The organism is Streptomyces sp. NPDC086549 (assembly GCF_044746205.1).
Taxonomy (GTDB): domain Bacteria; phylum Actinomycetota; class Actinomycetes; order Streptomycetales; family Streptomycetaceae; genus Streptomyces.
Genome location: NZ_JBIVBS010000005.1, coordinates 281,609 through 304,446, shown reverse-complemented (window position 1 = coordinate 304,446; position 22,838 = coordinate 281,609). Strand labels below are relative to the sequence as shown.

Sequence of the window (22,838 nt, the reverse complement as noted above, 5' to 3'; positions counted from 1 at the left end):
CGTGATACCCACCCGCCGTACGCTCTTCGCCGCGCTCGCCGCCGTCGGCACGCTCGCCTCCCTCACCGCCTGCGGTGGCGCCTCCAACTCCTCGGGGTCGTCCTCCCCGTCCGGGGGGACGTACACCTTCTGGGACCCGTACCCCCAGTTCGACGCCACCTCCGCCTGGGGCAGACTCGTCAGCGCGTGCGGCACCCGGGCCGGGGTGAAGCTCAAGCGGACCTCGTACGACACCACGGACCTGGGCAACAAGGCGCTGCTCGCCGCCCAGCAGGGCAACGCGCCCGACGTGATGCTCGTGGACAACCCCGTCGTCTCCACACTGGTGGAGGCGGGGATCCTCAACAAGACGAGCGACCTCGGCCTCGACGCCTCGTCGATCCAGAAGAACATCATCGGCGCCGGCACCATCGGCAACGCGGCCTACGGCGTGCCCATCGGCGCCAACACCCTCGCCCTCTACTACAACAAGAAGATCCTGGCCGCCGCGGGCGTCGACCCCGCCTCGGTCAAGGACTGGACGTCGCTGACGGCGGCGCTGAAGAAGGTCAGGGCGGCTGGGAAAAAGGGCATCACCTTCTCCGCGATCAACACGGAGGAGGGCAGCTTCCAGTTCCTGCCCTGGTTCTGGGGCGCGGACGGCGACCTCATCGAGCTGAACTCCGCGAAGGGGGTCGCCGCGCTGGCGCTGTGGAAGCAGTGGGTCGACGAGGGGTATGCGCCCAAGGACGTGCTGCAGAACACGCAGACGACCAGCTGGCAGGAGTTCGCCACCGGGGAGTACGCGTTCAGCGAGAACGGCACCTGGCAGCTCGGCAACGCCGACAAGGCGGGCTTCGCCTACGGCATCATCAACATCCCCGGGCGGCACGGTGGTTCGGCGCCCGTGCCGACGGGCGGCGAGTTCGTGACCGTCCCCGTCCAGAAGGACTCCGGACGCTACGAGGTCAGCAAGAAGATCGTCACGTGTCTGACCAGCGACGCGAATCTGCTGCCCACCGACACGACACTGATGTACGTCGCGCCGACGAGCGCCGTCCAGGCCGAGCAGGTGAAGCGGAACCCGAAGCTCAAGCCGTGGGTGGACGCGGTGGCCGCGGCTCGCGGCCGGACCAGCGGCGGTCTGGGCACCAAGTACCCGGCCATCTCCCAGCCCATGTGGACCGCGGTCCAGGCGGCGCTGTCGGGCGGCAAGAGCCCGCAGGACGCGCTGGCCACGGCACAGTCGAGCGCGCAGAAGGGCCAGTAGCGGCATGACCATCGCCCGGGTCGACCGTTCGCGGCGAGCACCGGCCACCGCGGGAGCGAGCGGCGCCGACGCACTGTCCCTGCGCCGCCGGCACCGGCGCAGGAGCCGCCTCACCGCCCTCGCCTTCGTGACACCCCTTCTCGCCTACCTCACCGCGTTCTACGTATATCCGCTCTACCGCAACCTCGACCTGAGTCTGCGCGACTACACCGTCCGGTCCTTCGTGGCGGGCGACGCGCCGTTCTCCGGCTGGGACAACTTCCGGAAGGTGCTGGACGATCCGACGTTCGGCCCGGCGATGCGGCACACGATGGCCTTCACCTTCGTGTCGATCGCCTTCCAGTACGTCATCGGGCTCGCGCTCGCGGTCTTCTTCAACCGGCACTTCAGGCTCTCCACCGTGCTGAGGGCGCTGTTCCTCGTCCCGTGGCTGCTGCCGCTGATCGTCTCGGCGTCGACGTGGTCGTGGATGTTCAACAGCGAGTCGGGAGTGGTGAACTACTTCCTGCACTTCTTGGGCGTGGACCCGGTCGGCTGGCTGACCTCGCCGGACTGGGCGCTGACCTCGGTGATCGTCGCCAACATCTGGATCGGCATCCCGTTCAACCTGGTCATCCTGCACAGCGGGCTGCAGAACATCCCGGGCGAGCTGTACGAGGCGGCGGCGCTCGACGGTGCGGGCGGCTGGCAGCAGTTCCGCCGGATCACCTTCCCGCTGCTGCGCCCGGTGTCCGCGATCACCCTGCTGCTCGGGCTCGTCTACACCCTCAAGGTGTTCGACCTGATCTGGATCATGACCAAGGGCGGCCCCGGCGACGCGTCGTCCACCCTGGCCACCTGGTCCTACCAGCTCGGCTTCGGCACCCTGCTGCCCAAGTTCGGCCCCGGGGCCGCGGTCGGCAACATCCTCATCCTCATCGCGCTCGTCTTCGGGCTGCTGTACATCCGCGTCCAGAGGAGGCAGGAGGCGTGAAGTCGCACCGGCACACCCCGAACACCGTGAACTCCCTGTACACCCTGATCGGGCTTCTGCTCACCGCGCTGATGCTGTTCCCGGTGTACTGGATGCTGAACGTGTCCCTCACCCCGCAGCGGGACATGCGCAAGTACCCGCCCGACCTGCTCCCGCTGCACCCCACCTTCGAGGGCTACCGGGCCGTCCTGGACGACCAGTTGCCCTACCTCGGCACGAGCCTGCTCATCGGCCTGGGCACGGTCGCCCTCACCCTCCTCCTGGCCGCCCCCGCCGGTTACTCCCTGGCGAAACTCCGCCCACGCGGCGGCGGCGCGCTGGGCCTGGCGCTGCTGATGGCGCAGATGATCCCCGGGATCGTCATGGCGATGGGCTTCTACGGCATCTTCCTGGACCTCGGTCTGCTCAACTCCTGGTGGGGGCTGATCATCGCGGACTCCACCATCGCCGTGCCCTTCGGCGTCATGATCTGCGCGGCGTTCATGTCGGGCATCCCCGGCGAGCTCATCGCCGCGTCCCGCATCGACGGCGCCGGAGCCTTCCGCACCTTCTGGTCGGTCGTGCTGCCGGTCAGCCGTAACGCCGTCGTCACTGTCTCGCTGTTCACCTTCCTGTGGGCCTGGTCCGACTTCGTCTTCGCCAACACCCTCGACGGCGGCGGCAACTGGAAGCCGATCACCCTCGGCATCTACCGCTACATCGGCAACAACAACCAGGAATGGAACGCGATCATGGCCACCGCCGTCGTCGCGTCGATCCCCGCAGCCGTTCTGCTGGTCCTCGCACAGCGCTACGTGGCCGCGGGCGTGACCGCGGGTGCCGTGAAGGACTGATCACCCCCACCGTCCCCTCCCCCGATTCCCCCCAGTTCCCCAGTGAGGAGAAATTTGTCATGAGCCGCACAAGTCCACCCCTCCCCGTACGCCTGACGGCCGCCCTCGGCGCCGCCGCCCTCACCGCGGCCGCGCTGGTCACCGCCGCCGTCCCCGCCCAGGCGGCCCCCACCGCCTCCACCACCCTGGTCGTGAACGCCGACCAGACCCTGCGCCCCGTCACCCATGTGGCGACCGGCAGCCTCTACGGCCTCGCCGACGCGAGCACCCCCGCCGACAGCCTGGTCACCCCGCTCAAGCCGAACACCTTCGTGCAGATGGCCCCGGGCGGCTCCCAGCTGCCCAACGGCGAGCCCAAGCCCGCTGGTGACGCACTCGTGGTGGCCGCCAAGGCGGCCCGCGCGGGCGCCAAGGTGGTCGTCCGCATGCCGGACTGGTACCCGGACTTCCCGTACAAGTGGGTGAGCTGGAGCGACTGGCTGTCGGCCGTCGACCAGCAGGTAGCCTCCGTGCGGTCCTCCGGCGCCACCAACATCGCCGCCTACGAGCTGTGGAACGAGCCGGACTGGACCTGGGACACCGCCAACGCGGGCGCCTTCGACGCCGGTTGGGCGCGCACGTACCAGGAGGTCCGCGCCAAGGACACCACGACCCCGATCCAGGGCCCGAGCCACTCGGCGTGGAACCAGTCCTGGATGACCACGTTCCTCACCGACGCCAAGGCCAGTGGCACCGTGCCCGACGTCATCGCCTGGCACGAGCTGCAGGGCAGCAAGGACATCGCCGCGCACGTCTCGGCGTACCGCGCGCTGGAGAGCAGCCTGGGCCTCAGCCCGCGTCCGATCGCGATCGAGGAGTACGGCACTCCGAGCGAGGTCGGCGTGCCGGGCTCGCTGATCGGCTACGTCGCCAAGTTCGAGCGGGCGGGCGTGCGCGACGCCGAGCTGGCCTTCTGGAACCACTACGGCACCCTCGGCGACACGCTCACCGACACCGGCGCCTCACCGAACGGCTCGTACTGGCTGTACAAGTGGTACGGCGACATGTCCGGGAACATGCTGGTCACCACTCCCCCGGCACAGACCGGCATCGACGGCGCGGCCTCCCTGACGGGTGACGGACGGCAGATCAGCGTCGTCTTCGGCGGCGGGGCCGGATCGAACGCGGTGCAGATCAAGGGGCTCGGCTCCCTGTCGGCGTTCGGCGGCACGGTGCACGTCAAGCTGGAGTACACCCCCTCCAAGGGCCGTACGACGGCGGTGTCCGGGCCGGTGACCGTCTCCGACACCGACTACACCGTGAGCGGCGGCGCGATCACCGTGCCGGTCGCGATGAACGCGTTCGACGGCTACCACCTGGTGATCACGCCCAGCGGGACCTCGGCCTCGCTCGCGGGGACGTACCAGATCACCAACCGCAACAGCGGGCTCGCCCTGGACACCGCGGGCGCGGGCACGGCGCAGGGCACCTCGGCCGTGCAGGCCACGTCCGGCACGAGCAGCACCCAGTCCTGGACCCTGGCCTCCGCCGGCTCCGGCCTCTACAAGATCACCAACAGGGCGAGCGGGCTGCTCCTCGGCATCAAGGACATGAGTACCTCCGACGGCGGCACGGCCCTGATCTGGGGCGACAACGGCACAGCCGACCACCTCTGGCAGATGATCCCGTCCGGCGACGGCTACTACAAGATCGCCAATTACAACAGCGGGCTGCTGCTCGGGGTCAACGGCATGAGCACCTCGTCCGGGGCCCAGGTCCTCCAGTGGGACGACAACGGCACCGCCGACCATCTGTGGAAACTGACGGCGCGTTGAGGTCGCCGTCCGGTCGCGGCTCGCCGCTGGGCTGAACGGTCGGCCGTACCGAGGCGTTGGCCTGCCGGTGGCGCCGCGCCGGGGCTAGGTTGTCCGGCATGAGCAATCTTGACCGTCAGGCGGTGCCGAGTGTGTGCGGCGGCCGGGGATTCGTCGTCGCCGAACCCGTCCGGGAGCTGCTGAGTCCTCGCCAGGTCCAGCTGGGCGAGTCGACCGAGGTACGGCGGCTGCTGCCCAACCTGGGCCGCCGCATGATCGGCGCCTGGTGCTTCGTCGACCACTACGGCCCGGACGACATCGCCGACGAGCCCGGCATGCAGGTCCCGCCGCATCCGCACATGGGGCTGCAGACGGTGAGCTGGCTGCACGAGGGCGAGGTGCTGCACCGCGACTCGACCGGCAGCCTGCAGACCATCAGGCCGAGGGAACTGGGGCTGATGACGTCCGGCCGGGCGATCAGCCACTCCGAGGAGAGCCCGCGGCCGCACGCCCGGTTCCTGCACGGCGCGCAACTGTGGGTCGCGCTGCCGGACGTGCACCGGAACGTCGAGCCCGCGTTCGAGCACCACCCGGAGCTGCCCACGGTCACGGGGCCCGGCCTCACGGCGACCGTGATCCTGGGCGCGCTCGACGGCTCGGCCTCGCCCGGTACGGCGTACTCGCCCATCGTCGGCGCAGACCTCGCGCTCACCCGTGGCGCCGACGTCCGGCTGCCCCTCGAACCGGACTTCGAGTACGGGGTCCTGGCGATGTCCGGAGAGGCGCACGTCGACGGGGTGCCCGTACTGCCGGGCTCGATGCTCTACCTCGGCTGCGGGCGCACCGAACTGCCGCTGCGGGCCGAGTCGGACGCCGGGCTGATGCTGCTGGGAGGCGAGCCGTTCGAGGAAGAGCTGATCATGTGGTGGAATTTTGTCGGACGTACGCAGGACGACATCGAACGGGCTCGTGAGGGCTGGATGAACGGGGCGAGATTTGGGGAAGTGAAGGGGTACGACGGGGATCCACTGCCTGCGCCGGAGCTGCCGCCGGTGCCACTGAAGCCGCGGGGTCGGGTCCGCTGAGCTGGTACTTTCCAGCCCGGCGCGCGCATAGCCGGGCGAGGTGAAACGCGCCCCGCCCGGTTCGCTCAGACCACGTGAGCAAACCTCCTTCACGCCACCCGTTCCACTCCACCTCGAAGTGCAGGTTTCGCCAGCCGTAACCAGCTTTGGCCGGACTGATGCTGACCCAATGCTGACTTTACTGACAGACAGTCAGTTCTCTGCGACGACTCCGCTCACACTTCCCGTCTCCCTCTCACCACCGCGTTCTCGAACTCGCGCCGCGAGTCGCCGGCGGATCGCTCTTTCCTCGGCGAGCGCGGAAGCCCACCCTCTTCGGAACCATGCTGACCGCAACACGGGTTGGCGTTTCACAATCCACCGGGTTCCTTCATCCGCCGGGTCCCAGACTCGCTAGCCGGGTGCATTCGAGATCAGGATCAGGGTGGCAAGTGGACGCGATGACAACCAAAGTCCGCGGCGAGTTTCATGGAAGGCCGTCCAGGCGGGCCATGAGCAGGGTGATGTCGTCGTGGTGGCCGTCGGGATGCCGGAGCCGCAACAGTGCCTCACAGGCGTCCTCCAGCGGCGTGCGCTGAGCGGTGAGTCTTCGGCCGAGCGCGCGGAGTGCCTCCTCGATGTCCTGTCCGCGGGTCTCCACCAGGCCGTCGGTGCACAGCACCAGGAGGCTGCCGGGATCCGTGAGCAGTTCCAGCGTGTCGAAGGTGGTGCTGCCCACTCCGATCGGAGCGCCGACAGGGACCGTCAGCAGTTCATTGCTGCCGTCGGGCGCCACAAGGACCGGCGGCAGGTGGCCGGCGCTGGCGAGGGCGGAGCGGCCGGTCGTCGGGTCGTAGACGCAGTACAGGCAGGTCGCCAGGTGGGGGTGTCCCAGGCGCTGCGCGAAGGCGTCGAGCTGGGCCAGTAGCCGTCCGGGGGGCAGGTCCAAGGTGGCGAGGGTTCTGACCGCCGTGCGTAGCTGCCCCATGACGACCGCCGCGTGCAGGCCGTGACCCGCCACGTCACCGATGACGAGTCCGACTCGGTGCCCCGGCAGGGGGATCACGTCCAGCCAGTCCCCTCCGACCTGCGTGGTGCGGCTTCCTGGGTGATACCGGTAGGCGATCTCCACTCCGGGCAGGCGAGGGGGCGGCGTAGGAAGCAGGCTGCGCTGCAGCACCGCGGATGTTGTCGCTTCGTCGCTGTGGATCCTGGCGTTGTGCAGGGCCTGGGCCGCCCGCCCGGCCACCTCCTCACAGGCTGTCAGGTCGGCGGCGACGAAAGCGGGGCGGTCGGGTTTACGGCCGAATGCCATGAAGCCGAGGGCCGCGCCGTGCGCCAGCAGCGGCACCAGCAGGAGGGAGGAGCCCTTCAGCACCGATCGGGCCGCCGGGCCGTCGAGCTCTGCCGGGAGCTTTTGAAGGACGTCCTCGCCGACCTGCGGGATGAGGACCGGTTCGACCGCCGCAAGGAATCGGGCCATGGCCGTGTCGGCCTGGTAGACGAAGGTCTTCCCCGGGCGGAGTTCCTCCTGGCAGTCCGGGTCCTCATGGTGGACTGCCGCAACGCGGTGCATCACCACCGCACCCTCCAGCTTCTGAGGTGCGAGGTCATCTTCCGAGGCAACCACCTGATCGCACAGATGGACCGATGCGAAGTCGGCGAACCCCGGTACCGCCAGGCCGGCCAGTTGGCCGGCCTGGCGCTCGAGATCCAGGGTCGCGCCGATACCCCGGACGGCGTCGCGCAGGAAAGTCAGCCTGGCCGTGTCGGTGCTGGAACCCGCACGAGGTGTCGCTCGGCGATCGGAGCCCGGGAACGTCAGAGCGCATGCTTGTGTCTCTGGCGGCAAAGAAGCCCCCTGACGTGTGCCGCGGCAGCGGCCGCACCCCTGGACGACAAGGACAACTGCACCAATCCCGACCCTCGAGACTGGCCCAGACTTTCCAGGACGACCATATCGCCCCAGCCCAACAGAGGTGTTCACTCACAGGAGTGGTCCACACTGGCGGACCGGCGGTGTGGTCACTGGCAGGCGCTCTACTCGGCCCGGGATCCGGTGGAACGGCCGCGCACGACGGCGAACGCCACCGCCAGACCAGGACGCCCACGACCAGCCCGGCAATACCGAGACCACGGGCGGTCGAGTCACTGCTCGACGCGGTCAGCTTGGCGCTCTCGGAGCTCTCCGAGCTCGTCGGCGAGGCGGTCGGCGTGCTGCCGCCTTCCTCCGAGGCCTTGGCCGTGAGCTTGAGCACGGCGCCGGCCGCGGCGGCCGTTCGGCCCGTCACCCGGCCCGTCGGACTGAGGTGGAGTTCAAGAGGGCTGCTCCGCGCTCGGCGTCATCCACGCTCACCGCGAATTCCCTTCCGTTGCTGGACCGGACGACCAGACACTCGCCACCACGCAGCATCACGGTGGTCCCCAGCCCGCTCAGCCGGTAGCCCCAGCCACCCACCTGGGCGGGCGTACGGTTCTCAGCACGAGCGGACTCGATGCCGTCGGGGGCCCAACGCCGTCTCGGCCAGCCAAAGGGTCCGAAGGCCACTTCCAGCCCTCGCTCGCTGACCCGCGCCTGCACCGAGGAACCGCACAAGACCAGAACGCAGGGGAGAGCGAGCACCGCGGCGACCACCACCCCCGAGGTCCGGTCCGTGAGCCCCGCCGACACCGCCACCACTGCGGCGACCGCGAGCAGCCCCGTCACGGCGGATGTCACCTGGAGCCACGGGTTCGATGCGGACGAGAGCCACACGAACCGTTCCCCGGCAGGAACATCCATGGTCGGACCGTCCTCGACGGACCGAGGAGCAGCCGGTTTTCGGCACACGGCGAACAAGAAGGCCCCACCACCCACGGCCACCACGACGAGCGTGCCCACGGCCCAACCGGTCACCGAGCCCGCCTCGTGCCAGTCCGTGTGGTCCAGATTCGCCCGCACCACGGACACCTGCCCGCCGACCAGCGCCACACCACCCAATCCGAGAGTCGCAACCGCCCACCCCGGAACCGCGCCGGCTCCTGCCCGCCACACGGTCAGCGCCACAACGGCTGTCAGCACCGCCCAGATCAGCGCCGGAAACAGCGCGGCAGCCCACAACGGCATGGAACCGTCGGGCCTGCCTGAACCGGCGCTCCAGTGAGTCGCCAGCCGGTCCGGCAGCCGGCCGCTCGCGGCCGACGGCAGTCCGACCAGCAGCACCAGGACACCGGCACCCGCGCCGGCCACGCCCCATACCGCTCCGCTTTTGCGTCCCGCACGGTCGGTCACGGAACCCCCTTGATCATCTCGATGAGGTCGCTCTTGCCGTAGCCCAGGTGCGCGGCATCGGCCACCAGGTCGCGTACGCGATCCAGCAGTGCCGAGCGCTGGTCCGCTCCGTCGGCGACCGTCACTCCCCGGCCCCGCCGGAACTCCAGCAGGCCCTCCTCGCGCAGCGTCCGAAGCCCCCTCAGAACAGTGTTGACGTTCACCCCGAGCGCCCGGGACAGATCCCGCGCCGGGGGGAGCCGGTCGCCCGGCCCGCACTCGCCCTCAGCGATGGCCCGCCGGATCGCACCGGCCGCCTGCTCGTGCAGAGGGCGGTTGTCGTTCGCGTTCAACCTCAGAAGCATGGTGCTAATGAAGATAGCACCAATCACTTCATGTGTCGTAGGGGTCTCTCGGGCTCAGCGAAACTCCGCCGTCCGAGGCCGCAGCCCGAGCACCACGAGGAGCATCGCCGCGCACAGCAGTCCGCCCGCCCAAGGAAGCAAGCCGTTCACCGCCGAGCGGCCGTCCCGCACCGAGGATGCGAAGTGGGCGCCGTTGATGCCCGCCACCTTGTCCAGGGCGTCCATCCACTCTCCGAAGTGCGCGTTGGAGGTGCCCGGCTCCCAGCCCATGCAGAACTCCACCGCCTCGCGCTCCTTGCCGGCTGCCGGCAGCGCGCGGATCAACGGGTTGGAACATCGGCGCCACGACGAGCCGACCCGGCGAGGTCAGCCAGAGCAGTGGCCGGGCCCGGTCATTCGTGCTCGCCCGGGGTGCGGGCTGGGTCGTAAGGTACATGGCTATGAGCATCGAGGGGCCGAGCGGCCGAGCCGAGCGCGATCCACGTCTGTTGCGTGTCTCGCATGCGGACCGCGACCGGATGGTCGAGATCCTGCGGGATGCGGCGGCGGACGGCCGGCTGGACATCGATGAGCTTGAGGAGCGAGTGGAGCGTGCGCTCACCGCGCGCACCTTCGCAGATCTGGAGCCGCTCGCGGATGACCTGCCGGTCGCGGCGCCTGCTCCGCCGACCGTCCGTGCGCCCGCGTCGACGGCCCCGGCTGCGGCGGACGGGGAGGTGGAGCGGTGGCACGTGAACGGCCAGCGGCTTCGCCGGGAGGGCGCATGGGTGGTGCCGCGCATCATCGAGCTCGATGTGCACGGCGGCTCGGCGCGGCTGGACTACACCCTGGCGCGGCTGCCCGAGGGCGGGCAGAGCACGCTCCGAATCTCGACGCACGGCGGAAGCGTGCGGCTGACGGTGCCGCCGGGAGTCGCGGTCGACCTGAGCGGTATCTCGACGCATGGCGGACGGGTCCGCGACAATGCCTCGCGGCACGCGGTGCCGGGGGCTGCGGTGACGCATGTGATCACGGTGACGGGATCGACGCATGGCGGGAGCGTGCGGGTCGAGGCGTCGGACGCGAAATAGCGGGCGAATCCGTTGCCGTGCGCGTCCGCCGACCCCCAGCGGCGGCCCAACGCGGATGCCGGCACGGTTGCGCTGCTGTGGGCCGTGCTTGAGCGAGCCGGGCCACCGCCTCGTGGAGCGGAAGGCTTGAAGGGCCCGAGGGAGCGTTCCCCTACCACTCGATCCGCCGCCTCGACAAAGCGTGGTCTGCACCGAAGGCTCGGGGCTTCTCGACCCATGTGACCTTGAGGACCGTGCAGGCCCACGCAGTTCATGAACGCCAAGCAGACCGCCGAGTACCTGAACATGTCGATCACGTGGGTGTACCGAGATGCACCGGAACTCGGGCTCATCCCCTACAAGTTCGGGAATTGGCCGTAGCGCCGAACTGCAGTTCAGGACCGCGTCGATGGCACCGGAGCGGAGCTACGACAGGCCAAGCACGCGCATCGCCAGACCGGCCGTCGGCTTGGGACCGAACGAGGTGGATTTCCGGGGCAACAGCACTCCGGCACCAGCCAGTTCCCACACCGTGTCCTGACTGATCACGGGCAGCAGGAGCGCGCTGCCACCGCCCGGAGCGGACCAGCAGTTCAACACCGCCTTCGCGCCGGACTACGCCAAGAAGGCCATCCGCCTCACGGCCGCCTTCCTCGACGCGGTCAAGGACAACGCGCGCGTGAAGCTCACCTTCCACTTCTGGAGCGGCGCCACCGCGACGTACTACGTGACCAAGTCGGGGAGCACAGTGACCGGCACGACGTCCTGACCTGAGGCCGGCGGTCACGACGGTGATCGCCGGCCGGTGTTGGCGACGATCGACACGGTCGTCTCGCTGTGCGGGACGCCGTCGACAGCCCGTACGGGTGTCGCCGAACGGGAAACCGGCCGTGTCGGACCACGACGCGCTCGCCGGGTTCCCGCCCCACCCGACGTGCCCGACGCGCTGAGCCTGCTCGACCGCGCCGGCCACTGGCCCTCGTCTCCGGTCCCTCCGCAGCCGGCGACACGACGACTGCGCCGACCGCGGGCCACAGCGAAGGCGATCACCGCGGCCCGTTCGGCGTCGGCGCGTGCCCGGCGTCGTCCGTGGGGCCTACGGGCACTCCGTCCGATGACCGGGCACATCACAGATGCGTTCGAAGAAGAACTCGTGCTTGAGGAAGGAGACGTCGTACTCGTGGCCCGGATGGGGCGGGATCAACTGGGCAGCCTGGATGAGTCGCCAGCCGTCCCGCAGCGCCGCCAGTCCGGACTCGTACGGCGGTTCGTCGCTGTCGCCCGTGGTCGGTGAGGTGAGGCCGGTGCCGTCGTACAGTGACCAGCCGACGACGTAGGAGTCGAGGGCGGAGGTCGCCAGGTACAGGACCAGCACCTGCTGCCGTCGCATCCCGGCGGGGGCCGTGCCCGGCGCCGGGGTGAGGTGGGTCGATTCAGTCGTCATATCGCCGCCCCCTGCGGGCGATTGGAGACCCTGGTCACCCAGTAGTCGATGTCGAAGGCGTCGTCGCCAGTCAGTTCCCGCCACAGCAGGATCCTGTTGTAGCGCTCCAGGCGACCCGTCGCCCACTCGTACCAGGGGAACGTCACGTCCAGTTCCCGGACCACCTGCGGGTCGTCCAGATCCGACGTGTCCCACAGGAGCCGTTGGCGGACCGTCGGGTTGAAGCGGATCTTGAACATGTAGCGGACCGTGTCGCTGTCGTTGCGCCTGCCGCCGTGCCAGAGCCCGTGGTGCAAAAACACTACCGTTCCGGCCGGACAGACCAGTCGATCCTGGCCGCGCAGGTTCTGGTAGCGGCCGGTGTCGGACTCGTTGATGCGGCGCAGGTGGCTTCCGGGCACGCTCAGGGTGCCGCCCATCTCCAGAGTCACAGCCTGCGGGTAGTACATCAATTGCACGTCGAAGGCGTCCGGCCGGACGTCGATGATGGCGTCCCCGTGCAACGGCTGTGCCTCGCCGCCCTCGGGCTCGCGGACGTGCACGGCGTGGTGGTCCACCGTCGGCTGCGGACCCACCAGACTGTGCAGGGCCCCTGACACCTGCGGAAGTTCCAGCAGTCTGCGGACGAAAGAACCCTCCCCGTACGCCTTGCACGCCGGCGTCCCGTACGGCACCGGCGGCACCCCGTCCGCCAACGCCGCCAGGCCCTCGGCGTTCATCTCCGCCGGGACCACCGCGTCCAGGCGCAGCGATCCACGCGCCACGAAGCGCGCCATCTGGACCGAGCTGAGCAGCTCTTGCCTGTTCTCCATGACCGTCACGCTAGGGGCGGCAATCGTTCACCGGGTGGGCCGGGTTCACTCTTCAGTGGTCGAATATCACCATGAGCCCCGGCGCCGAAGGAGTGCAGGTGTCCACGCACAAGGTCCTCGCCCCTCTCGACGAGCCTCCCGTGCTCGCTGCCGTCGGTATCGGTGTGCACGGGCCCGCAGGCCAGGTGGACGAGTTCCTCCTGCCGGACCTGTGGCAGTTCCACCTCTACGGCTACGAGGCCGACCTCACGGTGGACGGTGTCCCGCACACCATCCGCGCCGGCAGGGTCAGCCTCATTCCGCCCGGCACCGAGGTCCGTTATCGCTACCGGGGGCGCTCCGAGCACCTCTACGTACATCTGCGTCTGGGTTCGGCGGGCAGGCCCTGGAGCATCCCGATGATCCAGGATGCTGGGCCCGAAGTCGGCCTTTTGTCCCGGCAGTTGCGACAGGCGCTGGCCGCCTGGCCACACACTCCGGCGCGGTCGGCGGCCGAGGTGTGGGCCGCTCTGTGGCGGGTCGCCCAGCTCGCCCCGCCGAGGGCGGCGAGCCCGCAGGCCGCCCATCCCGCGGTCGCGGCCGCGGCCGCGCTGATCGAGGCCCGGCTGGCGGAGCCGCTGTCGGTACCCGAGATCGCGAAGGCAGCGGGCGTCTCGCACAACCACTTGACCCGGCTGTTCCGCGCCGCGACCGGGGAGACCGTGGTCGGCTACATCCGCGCCCGGCGGATGGAGCGGGCGCGTCACTTCCTGCGGGCCACCACGCTGTCCATCCCCGCCGTCGCCTCCTCCGTCGGCATTCCCGACCTGCAGGCGTTCAACAAGGCCTGTCGCCGCGAACTCGGTGCCGCCCCGCGCAGCATCCGCGCCGCTCAAACCGTCGTCCAGAGCGCCCAGGTCCCGGATGGGGCGTCATTCTGAGGGACGTCCGGCCGGTGGCGAGGATGCGGTACGTCACCGGCTGAACGGTGGGCGAACGCGCGGAAGAACGGAAGCACCTCGTCGTAGCGTCCGGCGATGTCCCGCCCTGCCGACCGGCGCCGCGGTCACGCGGCTCGGGTGTGTCGGGAGGCGAGGCGATCGGCAGGCGGGGCTGGCTCTTGGGCCCGCAGGTGAGGCGGGCGTCGCCAAGCCGTTCCCCGACGGCGAACTGCCCACGCGGCTTTCCGATCAGACCATGGCTCCTCCGGCGAGGGCGGCGGCCTTGATCAGGGAGCGACGGAGAGGTGCTGCATCGTCAGCCCGTCGAAGCCTGTGAGGAAGAACCTCGCGATCGTCTCGGCGGGCTGGGCCAACTGGTGCCCGGTGCGTTCGGCGGCCTCGCTGATCAGCTCTGCCGTCACTGGGTGAGCCCCGGCGGGGTGCGTGGATGCGCGGTGATGGTTCAGGCGGTCAGCAGGTGGAGTTGGTCTGGGTGAGCAGGCCCATCCGCCACGGCAGTGCGTTGTAGTCGGAGCTGTCGGCGTTGGGGTCAACGCCCTGGTAGACGTACTGCAGTCGGCACGGATCGATGGGCAGGGTCTGGTCGTTGCCGGCGCGGACGCAGCTCCTGCGGCGACAACTGCGCCAGGACATTCCCTTGCCGGGTGGGCGCGCGATGTCCTGCCGCCCGCAGCCGCTCCCCGGCCAGATCGGCCCAGGGCCGTGCTCCGATCGCCTCGAAGACGGCCAGCGCCTCGCGCAGTGGGCCGTGCGAGTCGGTCCCCTGCCGCCTGCGCCGCGGCCAGCCGCCGTACGCGAGTTCCAGCCGCCCGACGAAGGCCCGCTCCAGCCGCGCGGTGACCGTGAGCACGTCGCCGCGCTCTCCCGGCTCCGAAAGGTAGGCCACCGGGTCGGGCGACCAACCCTTCGACAGTTCCACGAGGGCGAGCGGGTTGCCTTCGGCCCGGGTGAGGATGTGGCCGCAGGCGGTCGGATCGAGATCCGCGCGGGCCCGTCGCACGAGCCCGCGGGCGTCGGCTTCGGAAAGCGGGCCCGGGTCGACGCGGGTCAGGTCGGCCGGGGCGGGCCGCTCCTCCGCGAGCGTGCGCGAGGTGGCCGGCAGCACGATCGGGTCGTAGCCGAGGCGCCGGGCCACGACGGCCAGGGCGCCGGCACCCGACTGGTCAAGCCACTGCAGATCGTCCACGCACACCAGCACCGGACCCTGGGCAGCGGCCTCGGCCAGAGCGACGAGAAAGGACTCAGGCGCGGGTTCCTGTCGCAGTCCGAGGGCGGTCATGAGCGCCAGGTGCTGCGCTGCGGGAAGGCGGGCGGCCCGATCGAGCAGACGGGTGAGCAGCCGGTGCAGTCCCTGGAACGGCACCTCCGCGGCCGACTCGGATCCGGCCAGGTGCAGAACGGTGAAGCCGACGTCCTCGGCCTGCGGCTGCGCGGCTGCGCGGCTGCGCGGCTGCCAGGAGACTGGTCTTGCCGATGCCTGGTTCTCCGTCGAGGACCAGGGCGCCACCGCCCTCGGACGAAAGGAGCCTGCTGATGCCTCGCAGCTCCGCTTCCCGGCCGACGAGCATCCCCGTGACGGCCGAAGCCGAGGCACCGACCGAATCCTGCCGATCGCCAGGATCAGGTCGGTGAGTTCCTTCTCGGTGAGGTACTCGCCCGCTTCGGCCCACACATCATCCGCCGAGCGGCGAGTCAGCATCATTCTTGATGCTTCAGTCCATAACTATTACTTTGGCGTCCATGGCACGCCCCCGGGAGTTCGACACAGAGCAGGCGATCGACCGCGCGATGAACCTGTTCTGGCGCCGCGGATACGCCGCGACCTCCCTGCAGGATCTCACCGCCGAACTCGGCATCGGCAGCGGCAGCCTGTACGCCGCCTTCGGCTCGAAGGAGAAGCTGTACGCCCAGGCGTTGGAGAGATACTGCTCCCGCAACGCCGGAGAGCTGATCGCCGCGCTGGAGTCGGCTGTCGACGTGCGATCCGCACTGCGCACCACGCTCCGCACCATGGCGGAGGCGGACCTGTGCGAGCCAGAACGCGGTTGCTTCCTGGTCAATGCCGCCACCGAGCGCTCCGCTGATTCGGCGACCGCGGACCGGGTCAGTGGGACGCTACAGCTGGTGGAGGGCACCATCGCCGGCGCGTTGGAGAGGGCGCAGGCGCGGGGGGACCTGTCCGCCGACAAGGACCCCGCAGCGCTGGCCCGGTTTCTCACCACCTTCATCCAGGGGATGCGTGTCATGGGCAAGGCTCGTGTCGGCCGGGCCTTCCTGGAGAGTGCCCTGTCCAGCGCCTTGACTGTGCTGGACTGAGCGGCGCGGCCACACTCCGTTCACCGACCGGGCGCCTCAATGGAAGGAGTGGACCATCACCCGCTCGCGGGTCGGCGAGGTGCTGACCCCGGCGGACGAACCCATACAGGACCACGTCCGGGCCGACCGGGCCGCGCAGGCCGCCAAGGAGCGGACCGGAAAGACCGCGTAGGTGCCGGATGCGGCGAAGGCGATGGCGCAGGTGCCGGTGCGGCGTGAGGGGCTGGACAGGTCGGTGCCGTCGACCTTCCACCTGCAGTGGTCCACCTGGCGACGACGCCACCAAGCCCGCTCCCGCCGGCACCACGACAAACACCGCCTCACCGACCCCGCAGCGCCGCTGGTCGTCCTGCTCCACCGTGGCCCCTCCGCACCTGTATGGCGCCCCCGTCCACGATCAACTACGACGGTCCACTTCACGAGGTACTTCCACCCCTCGGGCGCGCGCCACGGTTCCGACGCCCAGCGTGCGCGGTGCCGAGCCGGAGTGTCGGTCCCGCAGACGGCCGCGACCGTTCCAGGTCGGCGTTGCATCCAGGACCGGCGCCGATCCTGCGACTGTCCGGTTACGACTGCGCGTTGATCACCTGCGCCGGCTTGGCGTGGCGCCCTTGCGGCCTGCCGTGCAGAGCGAAGTCCGCCCTGGCCGTCATTCCGTTCTGCAGCAGTGTCTGGTGCACCATCGGATGCAGGCCGGGCGCCGAGACCACGATGCTGAGGCGTCCCTCGGGGAGACCGGTCGCGGCGTACTCACCGGTCCCGTCGGTCACGCTGCGCACCAGTTGGCGCCCTAGTTTTTTGCAGGACTGCATTTTTGCAGTACTGTAGCAATCACCTGGCCATCAGCTCACAGGGGGTGCGACGAACACATGGAGAGCAACCGCCCCGACGGGCTGCGCGAGCGCAAGAAGCGAGCGATGCACCGAGCGCTGCAGAGTTCCGCAGTAGCCCTCTTCCGTCGTCACGGCCCGGAAGCCGTCACGGTGGAGAGCATCTGCGCCGACGCCGGGGTCTCCCCGCGCACCTTCTTCAACTACTTCTCCAGCAAGGACGAGGCAGCCTTCATGCTGGAGGAGGGGACACCCGCGTTGATCGAGGAGCGGATCACCGCCCGTCCCCCGGAGGAAACCCCGCTGGAGGCCATCCGGGCCGTCTTCGTCGGGCGGCTGAGCGAGCTCGCCACCGGCAAGATCTGGTTGGAACGCGTGCTCCTGCTGCGCGAACGTCCGGAGCTCCTGCCCCGGATCACCCTGACCAACCGCGCTGTAGAGGACGCGGTGACCAGGGCGGTGGCGGCACGCACCGGCCTGCCGGAGTGCCACCTCTATGTACGGACGACCGCCGCTGCGGTCTTCGCGGCCCAGCAGGCAGCCATCAGCTGCTGGGAACCGGATTCCGGACCGGACGTGGTCACCCTGGTGACCGAGGCCGTGGACCTAGTAAGCCGGGGGCTACCCGCACCCCCCGGGACCGGCTGAACAGCTCAGGACCCGGACGGGCGACGCCGCACAGGTCCACTGCCCCGCCCCGCCCATTTCAGGGCGCCGCGCATCGCTGTGGCGCCGCCGAGGCGGTAGGGCTTTCGCACGGCCCGGACAGCATCGCCGAGGGTGCCATCCACGCAGACCTCGACGCGGGTCCTGGGGCCGCGTGGTGAACGTGACCAGTCTGGTCACCCTGGGCCTGGCCGAACGGACGTCCTACGGTGCGGCCAAGGGCGCCATGGAGTTCTTGACGCGCGGCTGGGCCGGGGAACTCGCCGCACAGGGGATCACGGTCAACGCCGTAGCCCCGGGGCCCCACGAGACCGAGCTGTTCCGGCGGAACAACCCGCCCGGGTCGGCCGGAGCCGCGCGCTACCTGGCGACCGTTCCCATGGGCAGGTTCGGGCGCCCGGACGAGCTCATCACCGGCCAGATCCTCCGCGTCGGCGGCGGTGCGAGCATCGGCCGCAACAGCTCCTGAGAGGTCATCATGCGTGTGGAATACGCTCCCGAGGCAATGAGCAGCGCGGACTTCTACAGGTTCCTGACATCGGTCGTCATTCCGAGGCCGATCGCCTGGGTATCCACGATCACACCGGACGGAACTACCGAGAACCTGGCCCCGCACTCCTTCTTCAGCATCGCCAGCACCGATCCCCCGATCGTCCAGTTCACCTCGATCGGCCGAAAGGACTCCCTGCGGAACGTCGAGGACACCGGGGAGTTCGTCGTGAACTTCTCGTCCGAACCACTCCTGCAGCAGATCAACGCCACTGCCATCGACTTCCCGCGCTCGGTCAGCGAATTCGACACTGCGGGCATCGAGCGCGAAGCCAGCAGGTGCGTACGCCCGTCCAGAGTCGCCGCCGCCTATGTGGCATTGGAGTGCCGTTCGCACACCACCCTGCGCATGGGCAACTCCACCCTGGTCTTCGGACGCGTGCTCCATGCCGCAGTTGACGAGGACTACCTCGTCGACGGCCGGCCCAGCAGTGAACTGCTGCGTCCGCTCACCAAACTCGGCGGCGACGAATGGGGCACTCTGGGCGAGGTCCTGCACTTGAACCGCGTCCCCTACGAGGAACCCAGCGCCCAATGACCGAGGCCGCATGACGGCCGTTGAAGCGGCAATCAGGTCGAGGCCGAAGATGCCTTCGGGGAGTTTGTCCCAGCAGCGGGGCGATGAGCGAAGACGGCCTCCATCAGGCTCACATCCGGAAGTCGTTTGCCTTCTGCCAGGCCAGCCGAATGCCACGACCGCGGAGTACTGGCACAGGTCTTGTGCCGCGGATGTCCGCGTGCCAACTTCCGCAGTCCATGAGGGTTTTGCGGTGTCGCGCGGCCATGAGAGCTGCCCACGGCGGCCGGTTCCCGGATCGTCCGAGGTCGGTGAGCTTGGCGACGTGGTGAACCTCCACCTCGTCGATGCGTCCGCATGCCTCGCACCGCCCGCCCTGCGCGGCCCGGGAGCCGTCGCCGGGCCTACGCCGATGCCCGTCTGCGACTTCGGTTCCGGTTCAGGTTCCGGTTTCGCCGGTGCTCTTCACCACCCGCGATCCGTCTGACCATCGACGTTCGGCGCCGGCCTCGAAATCGCCCATTCATGCGATGCCCACCCCGTCACCCGGGCGGCAAGCCGGGTGCATGCGGTCAAGCGAGACAGAGAGGACAGCCAACGCGTCCCGGGTCCTGCCGTCGGCGGAAGTATGACGCCCCGGGGCCCTCGCGGGCTCCGGCCCGCCCCCGTTGCACGCCGACCGAAGACCAATGGTTGACCGTTAAACTTTATCGAGTACAGTGAAGGGGTCGAGGGAGAGCAAACCGCTCCATTCCCCGGCCGCCCGGCTATTGCCGTCGACCATGTCACGGCACGCGAAGCCCGCCCCGGGCAACTCACCACACCTGCATCCCTTGCGACCGCTCCACGTCCACAAGCTGATTATGGAACGGTCAATCCTGAACTTCTGGGAAGAGACTCATGCCGCACCTGCTCCACATCGACTCCAGCTCCCGCAGCGCCGACTCCGTCACCCGGCAGATCAGCGCCCGATACGTCGCCGCCTGGCGCCAGCAGAACCCCGAGGGCATCGTGACCTACCGGGACGTGACCGTGCACGTGCCGAACTTCGTCTCGGCGGACTGGGTCACCGGCGTCTTCGCTCCGGCCGAGTACCACACGCCGCAGAGCAAGGCCGCCGTCGACGCGTCCTCCACGCTCATCAGCGAGGTCGAGGCCGCCGACGTACTGGTGCTCGGTGTACCGATGTACAACTTCAATGTTCCCGCGACCTTCAAGGCCTGGATCGACCAGATCTGCATGGCAGGCCGCACCTTCGCGTACGACGCGGACGGCCCCCGTGGTCTGCTCGCCGGCAAGAAGGCCGTCATCGCACGCGCCTCCGGCAGCGACTTCAGCAACCCCGCGTTCGCCCCCATGGACTTCCACGCCCCCTACCTGCGTGGCGTCCTCGGCTTCATCGGCATCACCGACGTCGAGTTCATCGCCGTCAACGGCCAGACCCCCGAGCAGATCGAGGCCGGACTGACCGAGGCCGACCAGGCCATCGCCGCGTCCCTCAAGGCTCTCTGACGACGCCGGCGAGGAATGAGGAATACGGATTCATCCGGCGCGGCGGCCGAGAACGCGTTGCCATCTGCGGCGCGCTCCCCTCGGCCGCCGTGCCGTCCGGCTTTTCCATCGACTGACCAGGCGATGGACCGCGCGAGGGGCCTGTTCTGGAACCGCGGATCCGCAGAACAGCCAAGGGCCCATACGCGGGCCTCCAGCCGAGGACCGCATAACGTCGTACTTGAGCCTTCGCCGCCGCGGAGGTACGAAAGTCGGTTCGTCAGGGAGCGCTCGGGGATCGCGCTGAGATCGGTCGGGGCCGGCGAGTGTCGTCACCGCTGCTGACCAGACGCTCCGCCTTCGCGTGCCGGGAGGAAGGTTCGGAGGCCGCCGCCCCCGCCGCCACTCGCCGGCGCACCCAAGAGCATGGCCGTACCGGTTCCTGGCACCCGGCAGCACGCGGTGCCGCGAAGTCATGATCGGAGCCGGCCTTCCTTCCGCCGGTGAAAGCAGGGCCACAGGGGATGCCCGCGTCCCACGCGTACTTGTCCGGTGGACGGCACCGTGGCTTGAGTCACCTGACTGCCACCATGAGCTTCAGGTGACTCGGGCGCAAAGAAACGAGCGGGCCGTCCTCGGGAGTGCGGTCAACGCCGGTGACCTGGGGCGCTGTTCGGCTTGGGGACGGGCCTCAGTACGAGTGGCGGGACGTCATGCTCGCCCTCGCCGAGCACCACACCGTCATCGTGCCCGGCCTGCGCGGCGCCGACCGGTCCAGCGCACCTCTGGACGGCTACGGCAAGAAGTCCTCGGCCGCGGATGTTCGCGCTCTGCTGCGGCACCTCAACCTGGCCGACGACGTGCGCCTGGTCGGCCACGACATCGGCAGCATGGTCGCGTACGCCTACGCCGCGCAATTCCCCAGCATGGTACGGCGACTGGTGCTCAGCCAGGCGCCGGTCAACGGTTCCGGGGCCCCTGCGGTGCGCAGGGGCCCCGGATGTCACGCGGAGCCCTCGCCGAGCACGGCGAGGAACATCTCGTCCTCCACGTAGATCTCGAGTGCGGTGATCAGGCCGTCGGTGATCCGCCAGATGTGAACTTCGTGGGAGTCAAAGGGACGGCCGTTGGCGCGGACGATGCCCCGGGTGCGTCCCACCTGGACCACGCGGTCCCCGGCCTGGTAAACGGCCTCGGGCTCGACGGTGCTGCTGATGTGTGAGCTGACGGTGGCGAAGAACTCCCGGAAACCGGCAAGCCCCTGGTGGAAGCCGCCCCAGGGCAGCCGGTCGGACTGCCGGATGGTGATCTCCGGGTGGACGAGCGCAGCAGCTGCCGCCGCGTCTCCGTTCCTGATCGCCTCATATGCCGCATAGACAACTTCCATGTCATCCCGCTTCATCAGTGCCCGTCTCCCACTCTGTCCAGGGCCGAACGCGCCGGTCGCACGTCCGACCGCTGTCCAGAGTGATGGAGCCGACCCTGCATCGCTTCGGTCATTCGACTGTGGGTCCTGGTACGTCGCGGTCAGGTCCGCGGACCGATCGCACCGGTCGTTGTCCCGGCAAACTGCAGGGGAACTTCATGGTGCCCGAGGCACAGGTGGGCTGTGATGGCCGGAGGAACGCACTGGGCCAGGACTATTGGTGGCCAGATCCGCGCATGTACCCTTCCGCCGCTGTCAGCACACAGCGTCACCGGGATCCCCCGGAGAGCACGCTCGTGTGCGCCGCGCACTGCGCCGTTGCAACATGGTCCCATGACCGCGTCACTCAGCGGCGTGCGATGTGCACCGCCGATCACCGCGAGCTTTCGGGGTCGCAGGTCGTGACGAAGCCGGATGCGGCCGGACGTGAGGCCGCCCGTACCGCACTCCCATTCACGGAGTTCATGAAGGCTGTCCTGTCCGGGACCATCGAGGGCGACATCGTCGCCGAAGTTGCTGCCGGCATGGCCGGCATCATCGCCGTCCACGGCGATGTCCTCACTGCCCAGGGCAACGCCCGCATCGCCCCGTCCACTGCAGAGACCGGCTTTCCTGAGCCGCCCAGTCCACCACTGGAGAACTCACGATGTCGAACAACGAGCCAGCAGCAGGCAGCGCTGACAGCCAACCGCGGTCAGAGGCATGGAAGACGGCGCTCACTGTGCTGCAGTCGGCGAAACCGCCGTCCATTCCCGAGGGAGCAGAGGCGACGACGGCTCTCGTCGAGTTCCCTCCTGGCGATCCTGGCACTCCTCCGCACCGGCACTCGGGACCTGCTTTCGGCTACATGCTGGAGGGCGAGATGCTCTTCGAGCTGGAAGGTGAGCCGGAGCGGGTGATCAAGGCCGGGGAGACATTCTGGGAGCCGGGCGGCGATGTCATCCACTATCAGGACGCGAACAACCGGACGGACTCCTGGAGCCGTTTCCTCATCACCATGATGTGTACGCCGGGGCAGCCCATGCTCACTCTGGTCGACGACAAAGAGCTGGCCCAGCGCCAACACCTGCGAGCTCCCCGTCCGGGCACGTGATCTGCCGCTGATATCGGATCCTGGATGTCGAACGCCCACATCCCCGTGGCTGCCGGGGCCGTCTGCTCTGGACGTGCGAGGACCGATCGGAGCGGTCAACAGCGCCTGAACTCGCGCCACACCGCCACGCCGAGGACACGCTGAACGTTCTCACCCCTGACAGTCAGATTCACTGCG

The 22,838-nt window shown here is 69.2% G+C and carries 25 protein-coding genes and 2 pseudogenes; 15 read left to right on the top strand and 12 right to left on the bottom strand.

All coding sequences use genetic code 11. The annotated features are described in order from the left end of the window. Position 1 precedes the first annotated feature (1 nt). The 5 genes from ACIPSA_RS19280 (at position 2) to ACIPSA_RS19260 (ending at position 5,933) form a co-directional block, all read left to right on the top strand. Positions 2 to 1,249 carry an extracellular solute-binding protein gene (locus tag ACIPSA_RS19280; protein ID WP_402636134.1) on the top strand — a complete coding sequence of 416 codons (1,248 nt, stop codon included), beginning with the start codon at positions 2 to 4 and terminating at the stop codon, positions 1,247 to 1,249. Positions 1,250 to 1,253: 4 nt separating this feature from the next. Beyond that, positions 1,254 to 2,222, top strand: coding sequence for a carbohydrate ABC transporter permease (locus ACIPSA_RS19275; protein ID WP_402636132.1), 969 nt, complete (start codon positions 1,254 to 1,256; stop codon positions 2,220 to 2,222). 71 nt (positions 2,223 to 2,293) lie between these two features. Then, positions 2,294 to 3,055 (top strand): carbohydrate ABC transporter permease, encoded by a 762-nt coding sequence (locus ACIPSA_RS19270; RefSeq protein WP_402636696.1) that lies wholly within the window; start codon positions 2,294 to 2,296, stop codon positions 3,053 to 3,055. Between the two features lie 59 nt (positions 3,056 to 3,114). Further along, on the top strand, positions 3,115 to 4,869 hold the full coding sequence (locus ACIPSA_RS19265) for an RICIN domain-containing protein (protein ID WP_402636129.1): 1,755 nt from the start codon (positions 3,115 to 3,117) through the stop codon (positions 4,867 to 4,869). Between the two features lie 98 nt (positions 4,870 to 4,967). Continuing rightward, entirely contained in the window at positions 4,968 to 5,933 is a 966-nt protein-coding gene (locus tag ACIPSA_RS19260) for a pirin family protein (RefSeq protein WP_402636127.1), read from the top strand. A gap of 466 nt (positions 5,934 to 6,399) precedes the next feature. Here the strand turns inward: ACIPSA_RS19260 and ACIPSA_RS19255 are convergent, their stop codons facing one another. The 4 genes from ACIPSA_RS19255 to ACIPSA_RS19240 form a co-directional block, all read right to left on the bottom strand. After that, positions 6,400 to 7,488 carry a PP2C family protein-serine/threonine phosphatase gene (locus ACIPSA_RS19255; protein WP_402636125.1) on the bottom strand — a complete coding sequence of 363 codons (1,089 nt, stop codon included), beginning with the start codon at positions 7,486 to 7,488 and terminating at the stop codon, positions 6,400 to 6,402. Positions 7,489 to 8,199: 711 nt separating this feature from the next. Next, positions 8,200 to 9,183, bottom strand: coding sequence for a DUF1648 domain-containing protein (locus tag ACIPSA_RS19250; RefSeq protein ID WP_402636122.1), 984 nt, complete (start codon positions 9,181 to 9,183; stop codon positions 8,200 to 8,202). Next, positions 9,180 to 9,527, bottom strand: a complete 348-nt coding sequence (locus tag ACIPSA_RS19245) for a GntR family transcriptional regulator (RefSeq protein ID WP_402636119.1) — start codon at positions 9,525 to 9,527, stop codon at positions 9,180 to 9,182. The genes ACIPSA_RS19250 and ACIPSA_RS19245 overlap by 4 nt, the downstream gene beginning before the upstream one ends. Before the next feature lie 54 nt (positions 9,528 to 9,581). After that, positions 9,582 to 9,851 carry a hypothetical protein gene (locus tag ACIPSA_RS19240; protein WP_402636117.1) on the bottom strand — a complete coding sequence of 90 codons (270 nt, stop codon included), beginning with the start codon at positions 9,849 to 9,851 and terminating at the stop codon, positions 9,582 to 9,584. Positions 9,852 to 9,967: 116 nt separating this feature from the next. Between ACIPSA_RS19240 and ACIPSA_RS19235 the strand changes: the two genes are divergently transcribed. Next, positions 9,968 to 10,597 carry a DUF1707 domain-containing protein gene (locus ACIPSA_RS19235; RefSeq protein ID WP_402636114.1) on the top strand — a complete coding sequence of 210 codons (630 nt, stop codon included), beginning with the start codon at positions 9,968 to 9,970 and terminating at the stop codon, positions 10,595 to 10,597. Between the two features lie 520 nt (positions 10,598 to 11,117). After that, on the top strand, positions 11,118 to 11,345 hold the full coding sequence (locus tag ACIPSA_RS19230) for a hypothetical protein (protein WP_402636693.1): 228 nt from the start codon (positions 11,118 to 11,120) through the stop codon (positions 11,343 to 11,345). A 327-nt stretch (positions 11,346 to 11,672) separates the two neighbouring features. Here ACIPSA_RS19230 and ACIPSA_RS19225 read toward each other — a convergent pair whose 3' ends face one another. Together ACIPSA_RS19225 and ACIPSA_RS19220 are read right to left on the bottom strand one after the other, a co-directional pair. Beyond that, entirely contained in the window at positions 11,673 to 12,020 is a 348-nt protein-coding gene (locus ACIPSA_RS19225; RefSeq protein ID WP_402636111.1) for a hypothetical protein, read from the bottom strand. Continuing rightward, complete coding sequence (locus ACIPSA_RS19220; protein ID WP_402636109.1) at positions 12,017 to 12,832, bottom strand: phytanoyl-CoA dioxygenase family protein; 816 nt, start codon at positions 12,830 to 12,832, stop codon at positions 12,017 to 12,019. Before ACIPSA_RS19220 ends, ACIPSA_RS19225 begins: the two co-directional genes overlap by 4 nt. 71 nt (positions 12,833 to 12,903) lie before the next feature. On the opposite strand from ACIPSA_RS19220, the gene ACIPSA_RS19215 reads away from it, so the two are divergent. After that, on the top strand, positions 12,904 to 13,752 hold the full coding sequence (locus ACIPSA_RS19215; RefSeq protein WP_402636107.1) for a helix-turn-helix transcriptional regulator: 849 nt from the start codon (positions 12,904 to 12,906) through the stop codon (positions 13,750 to 13,752). A 296-nt stretch (positions 13,753 to 14,048) separates the two neighbouring features. On the opposite strand, the pseudogene ACIPSA_RS19210 reads toward ACIPSA_RS19215, so the two are convergent. Next, positions 14,049 to 14,171 (bottom strand): annotated as a pseudogene (locus ACIPSA_RS19210) (TetR/AcrR family transcriptional regulator); the annotation flags it as partial. 131 nt (positions 14,172 to 14,302) lie between these two features. Continuing rightward, positions 14,303 to 15,280, bottom strand: coding sequence for a hypothetical protein (locus ACIPSA_RS19205; protein ID WP_402636104.1), 978 nt, complete (start codon positions 15,278 to 15,280; stop codon positions 14,303 to 14,305). Between the two features lie 233 nt (positions 15,281 to 15,513). On the opposite strand from ACIPSA_RS19205, the gene ACIPSA_RS19200 reads away from it, so the two are divergent. Beyond that, a complete protein-coding gene (locus tag ACIPSA_RS19200) occupies positions 15,514 to 16,089 on the top strand; it encodes a TetR/AcrR family transcriptional regulator (protein WP_402636101.1) in 576 nt (191 codons plus the stop codon). A gap of 36 nt (positions 16,090 to 16,125) precedes the next feature. On the opposite strand, the gene ACIPSA_RS19195 is transcribed toward ACIPSA_RS19200, so the two are convergent. Both ACIPSA_RS19195 and ACIPSA_RS19190 read right to left on the bottom strand, forming a co-directional pair. Next, a complete protein-coding gene (locus ACIPSA_RS19195; protein ID WP_402636098.1) occupies positions 16,126 to 16,356 on the bottom strand; it encodes a hypothetical protein in 231 nt (76 codons plus the stop codon). A 299-nt stretch (positions 16,357 to 16,655) separates the two neighbouring features. Further along, complete coding sequence (locus ACIPSA_RS19190) at positions 16,656 to 16,859, bottom strand: carboxypeptidase-like regulatory domain-containing protein (RefSeq protein WP_402636095.1); 204 nt, start codon at positions 16,857 to 16,859, stop codon at positions 16,656 to 16,658. Between the two features lie 99 nt (positions 16,860 to 16,958). Between ACIPSA_RS19190 and ACIPSA_RS19185 the strand changes: the two genes are divergently transcribed. From ACIPSA_RS19185 to ACIPSA_RS19175, 3 genes are read left to right on the top strand one after another with little or no spacing between them, the layout of a single operon-like run. Continuing rightward, positions 16,959 to 17,567 carry a TetR family transcriptional regulator gene (locus ACIPSA_RS19185; protein ID WP_402636093.1) on the top strand — a complete coding sequence of 203 codons (609 nt, stop codon included), beginning with the start codon at positions 16,959 to 16,961 and terminating at the stop codon, positions 17,565 to 17,567. Between the two features lie 55 nt (positions 17,568 to 17,622). Then, on the top strand, positions 17,623 to 18,054 hold the full coding sequence (locus tag ACIPSA_RS19180) for an SDR family oxidoreductase (RefSeq protein ID WP_402636690.1): 432 nt from the start codon (positions 17,623 to 17,625) through the stop codon (positions 18,052 to 18,054). Between the two features lie 9 nt (positions 18,055 to 18,063). Beyond that, on the top strand, positions 18,064 to 18,672 hold the full coding sequence (locus ACIPSA_RS19175; RefSeq protein WP_402636090.1) for a flavin reductase family protein: 609 nt from the start codon (positions 18,064 to 18,066) through the stop codon (positions 18,670 to 18,672). 109 nt (positions 18,673 to 18,781) lie between these two features. Here the strand turns inward: ACIPSA_RS19175 and ACIPSA_RS19170 are convergent. After that, positions 18,782 to 19,006, bottom strand: a pseudogene (locus ACIPSA_RS19170) (hypothetical protein); the annotation flags it as partial. Between the two features lie 545 nt (positions 19,007 to 19,551). On the opposite strand from ACIPSA_RS19170, the gene ACIPSA_RS19165 reads away from it, so the two are divergent. Further along, the gene (locus ACIPSA_RS19165) at positions 19,552 to 20,163 is read left to right on the top strand and encodes an FMN-dependent NADH-azoreductase (protein ID WP_402636087.1); all 612 of its coding nucleotides are present in this window, start codon (positions 19,552 to 19,554) and stop codon (positions 20,161 to 20,163) included. 635 nt (positions 20,164 to 20,798) lie between these two features. Continuing rightward, positions 20,799 to 21,197, top strand: coding sequence for an alpha/beta fold hydrolase (locus ACIPSA_RS19160; protein ID WP_402636084.1), 399 nt, complete (start codon positions 20,799 to 20,801; stop codon positions 21,195 to 21,197). Here the strand turns inward: ACIPSA_RS19160 and ACIPSA_RS19155 are convergent. Beyond that, positions 21,146 to 21,529: a nuclear transport factor 2 family protein gene (locus tag ACIPSA_RS19155; RefSeq protein WP_402636081.1), complete on the bottom strand. Its 384-nt coding sequence runs from the start codon at positions 21,527 to 21,529 to the stop codon at positions 21,146 to 21,148. The two genes, ACIPSA_RS19160 and ACIPSA_RS19155, sit on opposite strands and share 52 nt — an antisense overlap. A gap of 685 nt (positions 21,530 to 22,214) precedes the next feature. Here ACIPSA_RS19155 and ACIPSA_RS19150 point away from each other — a divergent pair. Then, positions 22,215 to 22,661 (top strand): cupin domain-containing protein, encoded by a 447-nt coding sequence (locus tag ACIPSA_RS19150; protein WP_402636078.1) that lies wholly within the window; start codon positions 22,215 to 22,217, stop codon positions 22,659 to 22,661. Positions 22,662 to 22,838 lie beyond the last annotated feature (177 nt).